Origin of the sequence: Novipirellula methanifontis, from assembly GCF_052161655.1 — a bacterium.
Lineage (GTDB): Bacteria > Planctomycetota > Planctomycetia > Pirellulales > Pirellulaceae > Novipirellula.
Map to the genome: position 1 here is coordinate 5,149,906 of NZ_CP197418.1, position 17,259 is coordinate 5,167,164.

Annotated in this window: 13 protein-coding genes; 5 read left to right on the top strand and 8 right to left on the bottom strand. The window is 53.6% G+C overall.

What is annotated here, in order from left to right; translation table 11 throughout:
- Positions 1 to 11: 11 nt before the first annotated feature.
- The 4 genes from SH528x_RS18755 to SH528x_RS18770 form a co-directional block, all read right to left on the bottom strand.
- Entirely contained in the window at positions 12 to 713 is a 702-nt protein-coding gene (locus tag SH528x_RS18755) for an NAD(P)H-binding protein (RefSeq protein ID WP_442511997.1), read from the bottom strand.
- 144 nt (positions 714 to 857) lie between these two features.
- On the bottom strand, positions 858 to 2,078 hold the full coding sequence (locus tag SH528x_RS18760) for a hypothetical protein (RefSeq protein ID WP_442511998.1): 1,221 nt from the start codon (positions 2,076 to 2,078) through the stop codon (positions 858 to 860).
- Complete coding sequence (locus SH528x_RS18765; protein WP_442511999.1) at positions 2,071 to 4,719, bottom strand: protein kinase domain-containing protein; 2,649 nt, start codon at positions 4,717 to 4,719, stop codon at positions 2,071 to 2,073. The genes SH528x_RS18760 and SH528x_RS18765 overlap by 8 nt, the downstream gene beginning before the upstream one ends.
- 195 nt (positions 4,720 to 4,914) lie before the next feature.
- A complete protein-coding gene (locus SH528x_RS18770) occupies positions 4,915 to 5,562 on the bottom strand; it encodes a sigma-70 family RNA polymerase sigma factor (protein WP_442512000.1) in 648 nt (215 codons plus the stop codon).
- 504 nt (positions 5,563 to 6,066) lie between these two features.
- Here SH528x_RS18770 and SH528x_RS18775 point away from each other — a divergent pair.
- The 4 genes from SH528x_RS18775 to SH528x_RS18790 all read left to right on the top strand — a co-directional run bounded on the left by SH528x_RS18775 (position 6,067) and on the right by SH528x_RS18790 (position 12,194).
- Positions 6,067 to 8,343 (top strand): peroxidase family protein, encoded by a 2,277-nt coding sequence (locus tag SH528x_RS18775; protein WP_442512001.1) that lies wholly within the window; start codon positions 6,067 to 6,069, stop codon positions 8,341 to 8,343.
- Between the two features lie 45 nt (positions 8,344 to 8,388).
- Positions 8,389 to 8,955, top strand: a complete 567-nt coding sequence (locus tag SH528x_RS18780) for an ECF-type sigma factor (protein ID WP_442512002.1) — start codon at positions 8,389 to 8,391, stop codon at positions 8,953 to 8,955.
- Between the two features lie 206 nt (positions 8,956 to 9,161).
- On the top strand, positions 9,162 to 11,621 hold the full coding sequence (locus SH528x_RS18785) for a protein kinase domain-containing protein (protein WP_442512003.1): 2,460 nt from the start codon (positions 9,162 to 9,164) through the stop codon (positions 11,619 to 11,621).
- Between the two features lie 84 nt (positions 11,622 to 11,705).
- Entirely contained in the window at positions 11,706 to 12,194 is a 489-nt protein-coding gene (locus tag SH528x_RS18790) for a hypothetical protein (protein WP_442512004.1), read from the top strand.
- 325 nt (positions 12,195 to 12,519) lie between these two features.
- On the opposite strand, the gene SH528x_RS18795 is transcribed toward SH528x_RS18790, so the two are convergent.
- The 3 genes from SH528x_RS18795 to SH528x_RS18805 all read right to left on the bottom strand — a co-directional run bounded on the left by SH528x_RS18795 (position 12,520) and on the right by SH528x_RS18805 (position 15,170).
- Positions 12,520 to 13,257, bottom strand: coding sequence for a CDP-alcohol phosphatidyltransferase family protein (locus SH528x_RS18795; RefSeq protein WP_442512005.1), 738 nt, complete (start codon positions 13,255 to 13,257; stop codon positions 12,520 to 12,522).
- 764 nt (positions 13,258 to 14,021) lie between these two features.
- On the bottom strand, positions 14,022 to 14,201 hold the full coding sequence (locus tag SH528x_RS18800) for a YqaE/Pmp3 family membrane protein (protein ID WP_442512006.1): 180 nt from the start codon (positions 14,199 to 14,201) through the stop codon (positions 14,022 to 14,024).
- Positions 14,202 to 14,294: 93 nt separating this feature from the next.
- Complete coding sequence (locus SH528x_RS18805) at positions 14,295 to 15,170, bottom strand: DUF1206 domain-containing protein (RefSeq protein WP_442512007.1); 876 nt, start codon at positions 15,168 to 15,170, stop codon at positions 14,295 to 14,297.
- A gap of 280 nt (positions 15,171 to 15,450) precedes the next feature.
- On the opposite strand from SH528x_RS18805, the gene SH528x_RS18810 reads away from it, so the two are divergent.
- Positions 15,451 to 15,990 carry a DUF421 domain-containing protein gene (locus SH528x_RS18810; protein ID WP_442512008.1) on the top strand — a complete coding sequence of 180 codons (540 nt, stop codon included), beginning with the start codon at positions 15,451 to 15,453 and terminating at the stop codon, positions 15,988 to 15,990.
- A gap of 7 nt (positions 15,991 to 15,997) precedes the next feature.
- Here the strand turns inward: SH528x_RS18810 and SH528x_RS18815 are convergent, their stop codons facing one another.
- On the bottom strand, positions 15,998 to 17,101 hold the full coding sequence (locus SH528x_RS18815; protein WP_442512009.1) for an endonuclease/exonuclease/phosphatase family protein: 1,104 nt from the start codon (positions 17,099 to 17,101) through the stop codon (positions 15,998 to 16,000).
- Positions 17,102 to 17,259 lie beyond the last annotated feature (158 nt).

Consider the following 17,259-nt stretch of genomic DNA (forward strand, 5'->3'; position numbering starts at 1 on the left):
GGTGTCTGTCGTCAGCCATGACTGCGGAGATATTCGCTGACTTGCGAATTTGAATTCCGACTGTTTACAAATACGCCGCCTCGCACATAGCTGGTGCAGTCGATTTGATGAACAAGAAACCGAGCGAGTGTTTCAATGCTGATAAATCGGCCGCGTAGTGCGTGGCGGTCTGCAACACAGGTGCCGACCCAACGCAGATCCTTCAGTTTTGAGCAGCGGACGATCGTCCAGTCGAGATCGCACTGCATTAGAATTGCCGCTTCGGTTTGCTTGTCCGCCAATCGCGAGCGACTACCCAGTGGCGTCGCCACGCGTTTGGCGAAATCATGCCACCGATTTCGTCGATCCTCCGGCAGAACGACGCTCGAATGCGACACGACGATATAGCGGCGTGCACCTTTGCGATGCAGTTTCGGAATCAAAGAACGTGTTAACTTTGATGCGGGAATGCCCGCGTTCAACTTGCTCGTCTGCATCGTAGGACCGTAGCAGTTGATCACCGCAATACATTCGCTGACGATGTAGGTCAAACATCGCTGGTCAGACAACTCGCACGGAAACACCTCGATCTCGCCCGAGGCGTCGTCGAATTTGGGATCGTGGACCTGAGTCTTGACGTGAAAACCACAGCGGCGAGCGACCGAGATGACTTGGCGTCCTAAAACGGTATCGCCACCCAAGATACATATCGAGCGAGCAACGTGCATGATCATCCCTCGATCCATTGTGCCACAGAAACACAACAGCTATGAAAAGAACAAGAATGCGTTATTCGAAATAACGCTTGTCTATTACATAGGGTCGAAAGACGCGGTTTGCTGTCACTTTTTAAGACCGGTGATTTCGCTAACTGCGAATCACGGCAGTTTGTGTTTCCGCCGAGCCGCAATCGCAATACTTCCCGCCACGATCGCCGCCCCCGCGGGATACACCAACTTTGAAATCCGGATCGGAGTCTTTTCGGAAATCGGCTGCGTTTCTTCGTTCGTCATTGCTTCGATTGACGCAAGGATCGAATCCAACAGCGGGCCCGAAATCGGTTCGACCACTCCCGATGCGAGCAAATCCAAACACCGGTGATAGCCGATGCTCGATTCCAACTGCACGGGGACGAAATCACTCGTGACTGCGCTCGTAGACGACGGCATGCTGGCACGTTGCAAGTCGATCAATCCGCCGGGGCCGGAAAACCAGTCCAAAATTGACACGTCCACCAAGGAAGGTGCGGATCGAAGTGCCGATCGCAAGGGCCGCTGCAGTCGTGGGAAAATGTTCTTGTTTAGCTGCCAGTCGCTTTCTTGGCTTTCACTGAAATTCTCGAGCGGCCGCAACTGTAATGAGGAATGAGGCGTGAACAGTCCGTCGTCGTCAACGTTTTCGGTGTCGGTTTCTAGCAGCGACTCAAGCGGAGTCACCGTAGGATCGTCAACGCGGGTGGCGTCGATACGAACAATGCTATCGTCGTCATCATTTGCGACGGTCGTAACCGCCGATTCGGAATTCACGGCATCACGATCTTCGGATCCGGCGGTGTCTTCGACTTCACTCTGTAGCGAAGCGAGGATTTCGTCCACCGCACTCGTTGCGAGTGGCAGGCGGTTATTTTGTGGTGTGGGATTCTGGTTGGACGTGATGCTGCTGCCAACCAGAGGTGTGGGCAAATTCGCTGGAGCCGCCGACGAAGTGACATTGTTGTTGTTCGGCAACGAAGTTTGCTGAGCCAAGTTGGATTGTGCGTTTTGATTCGTCTGACTCGAGCGTTGTTGAAATCGGTCCGCTCCGTTCCCGAGGGGGCCATTTCCAAGGGGGCCGTTGCCTGGTCGACCAAAGTCTTGCGATCTATTTTCCTGTTGCCTGTTTTCCTGAGGCCTTGTTTGTGGCCCACGCAGTTCAGAGCTAGCTGGTACACGGCCTGCAACTTGGCGTGGCGTATCATCCTGTCCTGACGCATGACTCGTAGGTGTCGGTTGGGAATTCAGATCAACATCGATTGGCGAATCCAAAATTTCGCCTGCCAGTAGCGAGCGTGTCTCAAGACGTTCGAAGCGAAGATGACGCAAGGGCTCGAGTTCAGTCATTTTGAGTGCTCCTCACGGCGTTGACGTTAAGTGAATTGTTTTGGTGTTTTGCCAGATAGGATTGATAGCGAGGCACTTCGGGGGCGAGTTGGACGGCTCGTGACTGATGCTCGACCGCTTCAGAAAAATGCCACTGGGCAATGCGTACATTCCCGAGTTTTCGTTGCATAAAGCCCACGTTATTTAGAACGCCGCCGAGCATGCTTTGGACTTCCGCGTCTGCGGGGAACAATTGGGCAATTGATCTTTGCTGCGTCAGTGCCGATTCAAACGTTTTCACGGCATCGGCGGGACGACCGATCGCTGCGAGTGACAGACCGAGATGATTTAGACTGAGCACCAAGTCACGTTGGTAGGTTGGCGAATCAGGCCAACGCGTGTGCAATTGCTTGACAATCTCGATCGCTTGCTCAAACGACTCAATCGCTTGATCGTGCTCTGATCGCTGCGCATACGCAGTCCCTAAGGTATTCAGCGTCAACACGACCTGCGTCGCTAAAACTGCGTCACCCCGATCTCGTTCGAGCGCTGCGGTTTGTTGCGTTAACGCCTTTTGAGCGAACTCAATCGCTTCGTCGGGTGATCGTTTGCTGAGCAGACCGGCAAGATTTGCATGAATCGAGGCCAACAAACTGGGATCCTGATGCGACGTTTCCAACAGACCAATCGCACGGCGAAAGACGGTGGACGCATCCTTGCTGTTTTCCGCTTCGGCGAAAAGCAAGCCTAGATTATTTAGCGTCGTCGCTAGCTCGATCGTGACGACCGTAGACCAATTGCGGTTGTTGTCTACCGAGACAAATGAAGTGGGCTCCAACTGCAACAATTGTTGCTGAGTCGCAATCGCCTTGCCGAACCAATGGGCTGCTTGATCAAGCGATCCGTTTTTTGCGAATTTTTCGGCGAGGTTGTTCTGACTGATCGACCATTTCAATTGTACTGACGGATCTTCGGACGATTCGTTGGCAAGTTGGTGATAAATCTGTTCGCATTGCTCGAGCGCCGCGATTGCGTCCTCCCCCGCGCCAAGCTCACTTTCGAATTCACCGATCTTTCCGTAGGTGATCGCTAGCTGTTGTCGTAACGCAGGATCATCGGCCGCTTCGCTGGCAAACCGTTTGTAATAAGCGAGCGTTTCGCCGAGCAGTCGGCGACGCACCGCCGCAGCGGCGGGGATGTCGGACAACAATTCGGCCATTTGTGTGCCAAGCCGATTAATCGATTCGCGTGCAATTTGTTCATTCCGGGTTGCACGGACTTCGTTGGCGGTCGCGCGAGCCCCATTGGCATCCGAAAGCTTTTTTTCAGCCGCTAAAATCGCGGTGAAGATTGTGAAACCGACCATCGCAAATGTGCCAACGAGCATGGTAACGGCAACGCTGCGGCGATGTTGACTGGCGAACCGGGCGACCCGGTCCAACATTGTCGGAGGTCTGGCAATCGTGGGTTCGCCAGCTAAAACGCGCCGGAGGTCGTCAGCAAACTCTTTCGCGGTTTCGTAGCGTCCGTCCCTGTTCTTTGCCATTGATTTAGAGATCACTGTCTCCAGATCGCGTGGTAAGAACGGACATCGTTTGCGAAGCGGCACAATCGCGTCGTTTTCAATGTTACGAAGAATTGTCGATGCATCGTCGCCCTCGTGTGCGGGGCGAAGCGTTAGCATCTCGTATAGGGTCGCCCCAAGTGAATACACATCGGTGCGGCCATCGACGATCGCGGATTCGCCCCGTGCTTGTTCGGGGCTCATGTATTTCATCGTGCCAACGATGTCACCGGATTGAGTCAACGAAACGTCACTCTGAACCCGTGCCAAACCGAAATCGGTGACCCATAATTTTCCATTTTGATCGACAATCAAGTTGGACGGTTTGACGTCGCGATGGACAACTCCGAATTCATGTGCCGCATGTAAACCTTCGGCGGCTTGGATGGCTTGCATCACTGCCGTGCGCCACGGGTCGTCGGCCGAATTGGCTGACGCCTCGACTTGATCTTCAAGCTGGAATTCAAGGCTACGCTTCAAGATGATCTCGTCCACCGACATTCCGTCGATGAACTGCATGGCAAAGTAGTGAACACCCCGCTCGCAGCCGACAGCGTGCACCGGCACGATATGAGGATGCTGCAAGCCGCCCGCCGCCTCGGCTTCGTGTTGAAAGCGAGTGATTTGCCGCGAATCTAGAACGGATGGCAGCGGCAAAAGTTTGATCGCGACGGTGCGTTTGAGCGAACGTTGAGTGGCACGATAGACGACTCCCATGCCTCCACGACCGATCTGTTCGTGCAGATCAAAGTCGCCGAGCCGCTGTTGGTGGATTGCGTTTCCAGGACTAACGGCGGTTGCGCCATTCTTTCCATTTGTATGATTCGAGTCACGCACGGTTGATATTCGTGCGTTCGAATCATCAGCAACCGGATCCATGCCCGCGGCCAAGCGATGCAGATTTTCTAGCCCCGCGACGCAGTAGCGCAGCGGTTGAAGCAGATCGGGATCGTCGATCGTCAATTGCTCGACGGTCGGCGGCAGTCCGTCCTCGAGTCCCAGCATGTATTTTTCTAACAGCACACTGAGTTGCTCTTTTTGTGCGTCCGTCAGATGCCGGGTCGCCGCAGGTTCCGTACTTAAGTCGGTCATATTCATTACACGATCCTAACTAGTGGTCTGTTGATTTAGTGAGCCGTGACGCGTGAGCGGCCGGAGTCCACGCATTACCCGGTGCCTTACGGCCCACGGCTCACTACTTCGATTTGCATTTTGATTAAATCAACAGCCCGCTAGTGGTCTGTTTTAAGGTAGTGGACGAGGCAAACCCTAACTTTCATTCCTGGCAAACCACTAATCGAATATTTCACATGTTTCTTTGAATTTGTTGATCGCTCTCAACCACAGCATCCGCGCCGCGCCGGATTTACGTCCCATTCGTTCGGCAATCTCATCAAACGACAGCCCTTGCAAATTACGGAACACGATCACTTCGCGATATTCAGGCTTTAGCTTGGCAAGTTGGTTGGACAAACGAAGTGCCAACTCGCGACGTCCCATGTTCTCACTGGGCGACGCTCCGCGATCCGCTAAAATGTTCGCGAGTCGGGCCATGCTGTCGTCAACATTATTGGCGACTTGGTCCAAAGCGACCTCACGTCGAATATCTCGTTTCTTAGCAAACACGTTCGCTTCGATGGCATGCCCCAAGCAGTTGCTTAGGATTTGACGCAACCACGCCAGCAACTCGCCTTCGCTGCCGCCACGAAAAGCAGCAAAATCTCGATGAGCCGCCATCATCGTTTCTTGGACAAGATCCGATGGGCTCATGCGCCGTCGCAATCGACCGTCCAATTGGGTGGTCGCCAATACACTCAAATAGTTGCGATACAGCTGAAGCAGTTCACCGAGCGAATTTGTGTCTCCATGACGAACTTGATCGAGCATCTCGGCAACGGAAACTTGCACATCCGAGGATTCATTTGCAGTAGCAGTCGACATCGTTTCTCCCTTGGATGACGTTGGTGTGAGACATTGCCTGGCATTTCTTCATGCGTGATTTGATGTCAAAAGAGGCCAATAATGTCCGATTTTTGTATATCGTTTCGATGAACACCACTAAAAACGCTCCTTCCAGCCTCGCGCCTAACTTCGTGAACCATTTTTGTGCTGCAAATTATGGCATTCGCGTTTCGTAGCTATGCTCGCCAGAGCGTGGATTGTTAGCGTCCAATGCGAAGCACCACCTTCTGGCGAAGGTAGCTACCAGAAAGTCGTTCGTTTTCGTGGGGAATAACGCCGTGTTTCGACTTTTCTCGCCTTAATCAATTCAAGCGAGCGTCAATTCGACAGACGACGAAATTCCCTTTGATAATTAGTAAGGACGATTCCCAACTTCTTTTGTGACACTTTGAGAGCAATTCCGACCCAAGAATGAAGACCACAAGCTTGTCTTCTCTTCTTTTCACCTTTTCAAACGTGCCACCTTGTCTGGAGGGTTTCCCCATGGCTCATTTTCTAACTCGTTGGTTCAGCCACCTTTACGTCTCACCAACCGCGAAGCGTCGCTGCCCCCAACCACGTCGCCGATTGCGTGCGGAGTCGCTTGAAACACGCCAGTTATTGGCTGCCAATCTTTTTCACAACGACTTGATGCCCGAGGATGTCAACAACGATGGGATCGTCTCGGCTGTGGACGCGTTGACGGTGGTCAACGAAATGAATCGCCAGCGGGATAATGGCGGAGTCAACGGCACCGTTAACCAGCGGGGAATGATGCCCGATGTGAATAATGATGGACGCCACACCGCGATCGACGCGTTGATGGTGATCAACCGGCTGAACCGTGGACGTGGTTCACAGCACATCCCCAGCGATTCACCGCAAAGTCCACCGACTGAAGATCCGCAAGTCGAAGATCCGACCACCGATCTCACCGATGAAGTACGCTCGATTGACGGAACCGGCAATAATCTTGACAACCCCGAATTCGGTGCCGCAAATATTCCCCTGCTGCGAGTTGCGGATGCCGATTACGCAGATGGAATTTCGGAACCTGCGGGAGCGGATCGTCCGAGTGCTCGCGAGATCAGTAACACGCTTTCGGCTGCCGATCCCGAAGGAACCACCAACGATCGCGACTTGACCGATTTCGTCTATCTGTGGGGGCAATTCATCGACCACGACATCGACCTTTCGCTGACTCAAGAGGGGGACGACGCGGAAACGTTTGACATTGCGGTTCCAACGAGTGATCCTCTGTTTGACCCCTTCAGCACGGGCGAAGCGGTGATTCCGCTGACACGTTCGGGTGTTGCCGACGGTACGGGAACCTCGGTTGACAATCCAGCAGAACAAGTCAATTCGATCACCGCTTGGATTGACGGTTCGCAGGTCTATGGAAGCGATCAAGCCACGAACGATCTGCTTCGTGAATTCAGTGGCGGACGGATGCGAATCACTGACGAAGGCTTGTTGCCTACCGATAGCGATGGCAACATCCAAGCCGGAGATATTCGCGCCGCGGAAAACCTCGGGCTGACTTCGATGCAGACACTGTTCCTTCGTGAACACAATCGATTGGCTGACGAAATCGCATCCGAAAATCCTGATTGGAGCGACGAGGATATCTTCCAGGCGGCTCGCGCAATGGTGATCGCCGAGATCCAATCGATTACGTACAACGAGTTCTTGCCTGCCTTGCTCGGGAAAGATGTGATCGCTGATTACGAAGGTTACGATTCGAGTGTCAACCCATCAATTGTCAACGAATTCTCCACTGCGGCATTCCGATTCGGACACACGACGCTCAGCGACAATGTCGATTTCGTTGGCAATGATGGGATCGAAGTTCGCGAAGCGGTTTCGCTAGCCAATGCCTTTTTCAATCCATCGCTATTGGAAGAAACCGGTATCGATTCGATTCTGAAAGCGGGCGCCTCGAGTCTTTCACAAGAGGTCGACTTGGAAGTCGTTGACAGTTTGCGTAACTTCTTGTTCGGACCTCCCGGTGCGGGCGGATTGGACCTTGTGTCGCTGAACATCCAACGTGGACGCGACCACGGGTTGGCGGATTTCAACTCGGTTCGCACAGCATATGGTTTAGAGGCGTACGAATCGTTTGACGAAATTACGAGCGACACTGAATTGCAAGCTAAGCTCGAGTCGCTTTATGGTGATGTCAACAACATCGATTTGTGGGTCGGCTTGTTGGCCGAGGACCATGCCGAGGACAGCTCACTCGGTGAAACGGCATCGTTGATTATTGCCGATCAGTTCGAGCGTATTCGCGATGGCGATCGCTTCTATTACGAAAACACGCTCTCGGGACGCGACCTTCGCGAGGTCGAGAACACAACACTAGCGGATGTGATCGAGCGAAACACGGGTGTTGATTCGTTACAGGATAACGTGTTTTTCTTTAGCCCATCGATCGCGGGCACGGTCCTGTCGCAGTCAGCGGTCGTTCAACCGACCACGGCAAATCGAGGTAGCAAGGGTTCGCCGCGAAACGGGGGACGTCCAATCGATAACTTCCGTCCCAGTGTGCCGATGGAAGGTGTCACGGTCGAATTGCTCGATAGCGACGGCAACGTGGTCGATGCGACCGTAACCGATCGTGCAGGAAATTACGAATTTGGTTCGTTCGACCATACCGGAGCGTATCATGTTCGCATTGCAGCATCGAATGAAATGGAAACCGTCGGACTCGATACCGTCGATACGCTGATCAGCAGCGGCGATATGCATCTGAAAGGAATCAACTTTATGGTAATCGTTTAGAATGGTTGCATTTTTTCCTCGCTGCTGAATGGCTATACTCTGAATATGAATAGCGAAGTAACTAAAATTCTGACGGCCATTGATGGCGGCGATCGGCAAGCCGCGAGCCAGTTATTGCCGCTTGTCTATGACGAGCTCCGCAGGCTGGCGTCGCACAAAATGACGCAAGAAAAGTCGGGGCAAACGCTGCAGCCGACCGCCTTGGTCCACGAAGCCTTTATGCGGTTGGTTGGCTGCGAAGATCGTCCGCAATGGGACAGCCGCGGACATTTTTTCGCGGCAGCTGCCGAAGCGATGCGGCGAATCTTGATCGAAAGCGCCCGGCGGCGAAATGCTGAAAAACGCGGGGGCGGGTTGTCGCGGTCCGAACTCAGCGACGACGATGCTGTGCTAGATCCCGACGATTTCGAGACCCTGCTGTCGCTCGACGAAGCCCTCACCAAACTGGCAGCCGAAGATCCGGACTTGGCAAAACTGGTCGAACTACGCTACTTCACCGGTTTGACTATCGACGAAACGGCCGAAGTTCTCGGCGTTTCCCCCCGGACAACTAAGCGGAATTGGACCTACGCTCGGGCTTGGCTGCGACGAGAACTCGATGCGCCTGAATAAACATCATCGTCATTTCCGCTTGATTAACCCTGAAAAAAGCAAATCCAACAAATGGGTGGCCCCAAGTGTGTCGGCGTCACGCATGACACACTAACTTGGATATTTCAGAAGTCGTTGCGGTGCATTTGCCGAGGTTGGCCTGCGACGACGCCAAAATCGTCCGGGCCAATGCGAGAGTTTTTTTGCCGATTGAGTTTTAGGTCACCATGAGCAGTCCCAACGAGCGATCGATCTTTTTGGAAGCCCTTGATTCGTCGACCCCGGATCAACGTAACGATTACCTTGACTCGGCTTGCGGTGACAATGCGGCGTTACGCGCTTCGGTCGAAGCGTTGTTGGCGGCACACGATCGTCCGTCCAACCCGCTGGACAATCCGCTCGGCAAAGGGCTCAGTGAAATGCCCACAATCACGTCGATTGCGCCGCCACCGAAATCGCCTGAACATATCGGGATGAAAATCGGGGCGTACCGCTTGATGGAACAGATCGGTGAAGGGGGCTTCGGATTGGTTTTTGTTGCCCAACAAGAACGGCCGGTGAAGCGCCGAGTCGCCCTCAAAATCGTCAAGCCAGGCACAGGGTCCAAAGAGATCATCGCCCGCTTTGAAGCCGAGCGACAAGCGGTTGCGTTGATGGACCATCCCAACATCGCCCAGGTCTTTGATGCTGGCGTGACCGATGATGCTCGCCCCTATTTCGTAATGGAACTCGTTCGCGGCGTTCCCATCACCGAGTTCTGTGACAATCACCAATTGGATGTTGCGGCCCGTTTGAGTTTGTTCACCGACGTCTGTTCTGCGGTCCAGCACGCGCACCAGAAAGGAGTTATTCACCGCGACATCAAACCCAGCAACGTGATGGTGACGCTTCACGATGACAAACCGGTTGTGAAAGTGATTGACTTTGGTGTCGCCAAAGCCATCGGGCAAAGCTTGACCGATAAAACCATTTACACCCGCTTCTTCTCGATGATCGGCACGCCGCTGTACATGAGCCCCGAGCAAGCGGAGATGAGTGGATTGGACGTCGACACACGCAGCGACATTTACTCGCTGGGAGTGATGCTTTACGAATTGTTGACGGGAACCACACCGTTTGATCGCGAGCGTTTGGATTCGGCGGGCTATGACGAGATGCGTCGCATCATTCGCGAGGAAGAGCCGCCCAAACCCAGCGCACGGCTGACCACGATGGGCGAACGATTGAGCACGGTTTCAGTAACCCGGCACACCGAGCCAACGCGTTTGACTTCGACGGTTCGAGGTGACTTGGATTGGATTGTGATGAAGTCGTTGGACAAGGATCGAACACGGCGCTACGAGTCGGCTGCCGCGATGGCGGGCGACATTCGGCACTATCTCAACGAAGAACCGATCAATGCCCGCCCGCCTAGCCGCAGTTATCAAATTCGAAAATTCGCTCAACGAAATCGGGTTCCATTGATCACGGCATCGCTCGTTGCCGTCACGATGATCATCGGATTGGTGACCAGTCTTTGGCAAATGTCGGCGGCAATCGACGAGCGTGATATGAAAGACCGGGCGCTGCAGGAAGCGGTGCAAGCTAAAAACGACGCCACTGCGGCTCGACTCGAAGTCGAACAATTTGCCGAGCGTTTGACGTCCGCAAATCTGCTGGTAGCCAGCGGACAAGCCCATGCGGATGCCGAACAATGGCCCGAAGCTCGTCAAGATTATGCCGACGCTATCCAAATGCAACCTAGCTATTATTTGCCATGGGTCCAGCGTGCGCAGTTTTTTACGCGATTGAAACTTTGGGAGGAGGCCGCCGCGGATTACGAGCATGGTTTGAGTCTGGGGGCACCGACCGATTCGCCACAGTGGTGGGGCGTTCACGCGTTGTTTCAATTGACCGGTAACGAGCCAGCTTATAGCAAATTGTTAACGAAAGACCTCGAACGAATCCAGCAACACACTGAGACGCCTCATTGGTGGACGTTACGCGGCTTAGTCATTTCAGCAGAACCTACGTCCGCCATCTCAATCGAACAATTTGCCAATGATGCCGAACGTTGGTTAACCGACCAGGCGGCTCACCCATCCCACCGACCAGGCGGAGGACCGCCGCGGGATCGAAGACCACCGCGAAACTCGCCACTGGATGAATTGGATCGACCGTTTGATCCCCCGGATCGAGAGTTTGATCCTATGGATGAACCTGAGGGCCGTGGCTTCGGACCTCCAGGAAGGCGACCGTTTGATGATCCCGGTCGACCGCGAGATCATTTTGGTGGGCCCCCAAGCGGCGATTTCTTGCCACGCCAGGTTTGTCAGTATGTGGCCGGGTTGGCACATCTACGTGCAAGCGATTTCGAGTTGGCGATCGATCGGCTTCGTGAAGCGGGCGAAGACCCGAATTGGCCCGGCGCCGAGATCGTTCAAGCACCGCTGGCTATGGCACTACACCGCAGCGGTCAAGCCGACGAAGCTCGGGAAGCGTTACGAGCGGCGGATGAGTCGCTGGGCCGCTGGATCCGCGACTTGCAAGGTCAACCGACACGCTCGTCCCCCATTCCCTGGTTCGATTTTGTCGAAGCGATCGTCTTGCACCGCGAGGCCACGATCCTGTTGACCGGTTACGCCCCGGTCGAGAATCCGGAACTGCGAGTGTTGCGACAAACTTCGCTTGACCTGATCCTGCCGTGACATTCATCGTCCCGAATCGACCCTGATCAATAGGGAACATCGGTTTCCTGCAGGTGTCGGAAAACAAACTCGGGGAGAAGCGTAATGTTAGTGCGATTCAAATCAGCAGTGTCACCAGCCGTGATTCCATTGTTCATGGCGATAGCAGCGTGTTGGGGCAGTGATGTCCAAGCACAATGCTCAGGCGGTCGAGGAGGCGGCGGCCCCGCGAGCGGTAATATCGCGACGGTGTCGCCGCAAAGTGTGACTCCGTTTAATTCGTTTGCTGCGATCCAATCTGTCACTGCACAGCGTCAAATGTATCAGATGCGAACGCAGTTGGCCCAATTACAACAGCAACAACAGCAGCAGATGTTGGTGATGCGTCAAAATGCCTATCGTCAACAACAGCAAACACAGGTCGAACGCGAACAGGAGTTGCTTGCCCAGCGGCAGGAACGCGCCGAACAAAAACGCGAAAAACGGGCTCAGCGACTCGCCGCCCGCGTGGCGGAACGTCAGAGTATGACGCTCGCAGCGAAACAACAGAAAGTCGACCCGTTTGCGTCAACTCATCTGACGTCCACCTATTAAGCCGCTGACCACTATTTCGACTGTCCCATTTTGTGAGCCGAACGCGCTAGCGTCGGGCTGACGCTCGGTAAAACGTTGGCAAAATAAGGCCCGCGGCTAGCGCCGTCGGCTCACGAATACGCTGAAATCGAAAAAATGGGACAGTCGAACTATGCTCTTTTATCTCCTGACATCGAGACGGATGCAAGTCAATCAGGAGAACTCTTCTCGCAGCGTTTGTGAGCATTTTTAGATATGCTGTAGGGCCGGTTCTTACCGGCCATTTTGTAATCGTCCGGTGAGAACCGGACCTACATCGCACATCAATTATAAGGTGCCCTAGTTCCTACACACTCTCGGGTTGTGTGGGGCCGCTGCGGTGGCAATACCACGATGCGTAAGTGTAAAACGCTGGGTATGCGAGTGAGATTAGCAGCAGTTCGGTGGACGGACGCGGGTACTGCCACAAGATCGCAATCATCGTGAGCGTCCACAACGCGGCGCCCCCTAATATCCAAACCCGCCACGGTCGCGGTGCCAAATTGGGATAAATCATCCATACGGGCATCACCGTCAAAATGGTCAAGCACCACATCGAGATCGCCGTCAACCAAGGACTGTAGACGGAACTGAATACACCGGCGTACAGCGCGAACGCATTCCAGTACGAAGGGAATCCACGAAAGAAACCTCGCTCTTCGTCTTTTGCATGAACGTGTGCAAAACCAAGCAGACTTGCTGCCATCGCCAACATCACGGTCCATCCGGTGCCCGCCGGTAACCACTCCATTCGCCAAATCAGCAGCAAGGGGATAAAAGCGAATGTCAAATAGTCAATCAAATCGTCGATCGTCCGCCCGTCGATGTTGGGGGCAAATCGCTTGACATGAAATTTCCGAGCCAGGGGGCCATCAAATGCATCAATCAACGTCGCCAACAGCAGCCACAAAAAGACAACTGGTGGATCGCAATTCGGCGACGCGATTTCGCGAACCGCGAGTGCCGAGGGAATGATCCCTGATGCGGTAAAGAAATGCACTCCATAAGCGGCAGCACGACGCCTCAATTTATGTTCGTGTTGCATGGGAGAAAATTGACTCGTGCCTTGATGGGGATTTCTCGAGCGAGCTTCAAAACCTACAAGCGAATTTATTGCTGCAATACTGAGCCGTCGGAGCTAGCGGTCGGACTGCTAAAACGATGGTGTTGTCGTGATTTTTGGTTGCGTTGGTTTTCTGCCACCTCTCCACCAACTTTGCAGATTGCTGATTTAGTTAGCCGCTTTGGCGCTAGCCACGGTTCTGACATTCAACCGGGGCTAGCGCCCAAACGGCTAACGGGATTTCACCCAATGATTTCTGCCTACCTGCTTAGCGGGCAGTTGGTTTTTTCGAAATGCAACTCGCAGTTGTGAGCCGTGGGCCGTAAGGCACCGGGTAATGCGCGAGACCCGGCCGCTTACGCGTCACGGCTCACTAAACCAGCAGTCTCCCCCGACTTCGTCGGTGGAGAGGTGACCGCAGTATAGAACGAAAGAAAAACACATTCCTAATCTCCTAAATCAATGCCAAAGTATTAGCTGCCGGCCGCAAAATTTACATTTCGCTTTGCCCGCGGCTAGCGCCGTCGGCTCACTCGAGCAGAACTGGTTCGATGTCGGGGCTCTAATTTATCAATAAAAAAGAGCAGCGAACTGAACCTCGTAAATCGCAGTGCAGTGAACTGGTGTGGTTCGACGCTGCGATCACAGAATTCCGTCCGCTGCCCCCACCACTCTCTTGCGTCAATGGTAGTGTGTCGACAACTTTGACCCTGCAGTCATCTGCAATGGTTATCGAGTCGGGTTCTTTAGAGAACAACGATCAAAGCATGGATTACACCGACGATCCAAAAACCGACGATGGTTAGGACGAGGTTAAGCCAGAACTGGGTGCTCAATCCCGAGTGCATGAATACGGCTAGTGGCGGCAACAAGACTGCGAGGATTACCTTCAGTAACTTGCTTTCGTTTGCGACGGTGGTGGCCATCGTTATTCTCCGTGAGAGGATCTTGTTTAGATTCGCCTGACAGTACGTCCGATCAAGCGTTCAGCAAAGTTAAACGCGAATCGCGTGCCACGACTAAAGCTTGGACACGTTAAATACTCGAAACCATCCCTTCATCAGCGAATGAACGGCGTAACACATAAGTCCAAACCCAGTTATCGCCAATAAGATCTTTCCGTAGGATTGCACGGCGATTACAGCTAACGCATCTGCCAGTCCGGTAACCTCTTCGCCACTTGCTCCCTGAACGGCCGAGTTGAGCAGAAAGCTTCCAATCAAGATGAATGCCACCCCGCGAGTGGTTAGTCCGACGCGTCCTGCATAAAGTGCGACCGATCGTAATTTCTCGCTCATCGCCGTAAAATCGTACTTTTCCATGAACTTTGCCCTGTAGGCCTTATAGCCGAATGCAATCCCGGCTCCGATGACCCCCAACCCGACCACGCCTAAGATTGCCCGACCCCAAAGTGAGCCGAGCAGAAAACCGTGCCCTGCATCGGACTGTCCCGAATGAGTTGCGATACCAAGTGCCAATGACGCCGCAAAAATGCCGAGCAGGACGTAGGTCACCCCGCTGATCACATAACCGATCCGTTTCACGACTCCTTTTATATCCGTACCGTCTCCCTCGGTATCCTTGCCCGCTTGCACCAGCCGCCATGCGGTGTAACCCATCAAACCAATCGCGATCAAGCCAAGCAGAATGCGGCCAAACGGTTGTTGTCCAATTTCCCGAATCGCACCCCGTGCACCCGAGATTTTGCCGCCTGCTCCGATCGCCAGCTGAAACGCCAGATAGCCGACGACAAAGTAGACGACGCCCTTGGCGATGTACCCGGCACGACCAAGCAATTCGACCCAATGCGGAACGTCGGGAAGCGACGCGGTTTTGAAGCCTCGCCATGTAATGGAATCGGACGCCGAAGCGATCGTGGGAGCGGTGGTAGCCATAGTGATTTGCCAAATGAGAAAAGGGGTATGTGAATTTGGAAGGAGCCCTCCCTGGGAATTCCGCAGCTCTTTGTGCCTCCATTCACTTGCTGCCCCCTTGCTAGGCAATCGGCGTACCACTTCGAGTGTAGCTGGTCGAAATTTTTGTCTGACGCGTTCTACTCGTCTCGTGCGGCGTTTCCTGTGACTCGTTAGCGGCACATTGATTGCTCTGTACGAAATAACTCGCCGGAGTGGCTAAACCACGAGGCTCGTGAACCTACTACAGGATATTTGTTTGATGTTTGAAAAATGGATCAGCGTTGACTTGGCCGTGATTCCGTTCGTGCTCCTCTCGACGATCGCGACCTATGCCGTGATTCTGCTATACACAAGAATCGTTGGACTGAGAAGTTTTTCAAAAATGTCGGCTGCAGATTTTGCGATGACCGTGGCGGTCGGATCGCTATTTGGATCAACGATTTCCTCGCCGTCGCCCAGTCTGATGTTGGGGATCACAGCAATCGGATGCCTGTTTCTAGGACAATGGCTGATTGCTGTGCTTCGGCAACGCTCGGCGACGTTCTCTAGCGTGGTTGACAATCAACCTTTATTGCTGATGCAAGGCCATGAGATGATCGAGGCGAACCTACGCAAAGCTAATGTGACTCGCGAGGATGTGTTTGCCAAATTGCGCGAAGCCAATGCGTTAAACTACGACCAAGTGCTCGCGGTCGTCTTCGAATCCACTGGCGACATCTCGGTACTACACTCAAACGAGTCCACCGCCGAGTTGGAACCCGAGTTCATGAGCGGCGTGATTGGCTATAGTAAAGACTGAGTTGTCGTCACATCGCAGTTGACGACTCGTCCTCGCGAGCTCGCTCGATCAATTCTTCTGCCTCTTCGTGGTCCTCTTGCGTGTCGGTCATCGCAGGCTGCTCCTCTTTCTTTTCGGGTTCCAGTTGCAGCTGAATAAGAATCGGAAAATGGTCGGACCCTACTTCACGCAAGCGGCGAATTTCACGAACGGTGAAATGCCGAGAATGAAAAATATGGTCTAGCGGAAAGCGGAACCAGACATGTTGAGCGTGAAACGAATTGAAGAACCCGCGACCACGTCGTGGGTCCAGTAAATTGCTGATTTGCAAGAACAATCGTGTTGTTCGTGACCACGCGACATCGTTTAGATCGCCGCCCACGATCACCGGCAATGTCTCATCACGCACCTGTTCGGCATGCAGCAATAATTCTGCATCACGGGGCACGGAATCTTGATCTCGCACCGGTTCCGGTGGTCTTGGGTGAACACCCACAACACGAAACAACTCACCGGACTTCATTCGGATAACCGCATCAATCGATGGAATGTCCGACTGGATCAAATAGCGGATCTCCGAAGACTCGATAGGAAAGCGGGACATCAGCATCATGCCGTAGCAGTTCTCTTGCGGCTGTGCGACCACGTGAGGATATGTATCGGACAATTTTTCAAACGCATCCGCCCAGCGTTGGTTGACTTCCAGTGCCACGATGATATCGGGGTTTTCGTTACGGATCGTGTCCAGCCACAAATCGTGGTTTTCATTCTCCTGCAACAGATTCGAGACCACGACGCGGATCGAACGATCATCGCTAACATGCTCGGTCGACAATGCCTGAGGTTTCGCAACCTTTGTGTAGGGCAGAATGCGGATGCCATGCCAAATCACCAGAAAAATGAAAAAGCCAATCATCACGAGGGCGGTCTTCGTGCCAAAGGATCCTTCGAGCACCGCGTTGGTTACGAAATACACAAGCGTGACAACGAAGCCTATCCCCACGATTTGGGCGCGAGGGAAATCCCATCCACGAACAAACCAATGAGGATTGGAGCTCAGGTTTAGCAAGGAACCGGCTACGAGCGCGGCCATGACGATGAAGCAGACAGTACTGATAATGGTTGTAATCATAAGTGGGGCCTTCGGATGATGCCGAAAAATGATCGAGCGAATCCTGTACCGAATGGCTTACCGTTAAATGAGGAGGCGAGTGGGGATGGGGGAGGTGAGGTGTCTGCGATGTAAGCCAGCATTTTTTTAGCATCACGCCGCGAGCCGTCCGGTGGCAG

Excerpts from the sequence above, each read along its gene's own strand:
- SH528x_RS18760 (WP_442511998.1), bottom strand. The coding sequence starts at position 2,078 with ATGACTGAACTCGAGCCCTTGCGTCATCTTCGCTTCGAACGTCTTGAG.
- SH528x_RS18780 (WP_442512002.1), top strand. The coding sequence starts at position 8,389 with ATGAATAGCGAAGTAACTAAAATTCTGACGGCCATTGATGGCGGCGAT.
- SH528x_RS18775 (WP_442512001.1), top strand. The coding sequence starts at position 6,067 with ATGGCTCATTTTCTAACTCGTTGGTTCAGCCACCTTTACGTCTCACCA.
- SH528x_RS18795 (WP_442512005.1), bottom strand. The coding sequence starts at position 13,257 with ATGCAACACGAACATAAATTGAGGCGTCGTGCTGCCGCTTATGGAGTG.
- SH528x_RS18815 (WP_442512009.1), bottom strand. The coding sequence starts at position 17,101 with ATGATTACAACCATTATCAGTACTGTCTGCTTCATCGTCATGGCCGCG.
- SH528x_RS18765 (WP_442511999.1), bottom strand. The coding sequence starts at position 4,719 with ATGAATATGACCGACTTAAGTACGGAACCTGCGGCGACCCGGCATCTG.
- SH528x_RS18770 (WP_442512000.1), bottom strand. The coding sequence starts at position 5,562 with ATGTCGACTGCTACTGCAAATGAATCCTCGGATGTGCAAGTTTCCGTT.
- SH528x_RS18755 (WP_442511997.1), bottom strand. The coding sequence starts at position 713 with ATGATCATGCACGTTGCTCGCTCGATATGTATCTTGGGTGGCGATACC.
- SH528x_RS18800 (WP_442512006.1), bottom strand. The coding sequence starts at position 14,201 with ATGGCCACCACCGTCGCAAACGAAAGCAAGTTACTGAAGGTAATCCTC.
- SH528x_RS18810 (WP_442512008.1), top strand. The coding sequence starts at position 15,451 with ATGTTTGAAAAATGGATCAGCGTTGACTTGGCCGTGATTCCGTTCGTG.
- SH528x_RS18805 (WP_442512007.1), bottom strand. The coding sequence starts at position 15,170 with ATGGCTACCACCGCTCCCACGATCGCTTCGGCGTCCGATTCCATTACA.
- SH528x_RS18785 (WP_442512003.1), top strand. The coding sequence starts at position 9,162 with ATGAGCAGTCCCAACGAGCGATCGATCTTTTTGGAAGCCCTTGATTCG.
- SH528x_RS18790 (WP_442512004.1), top strand. The coding sequence starts at position 11,706 with ATGTTAGTGCGATTCAAATCAGCAGTGTCACCAGCCGTGATTCCATTG.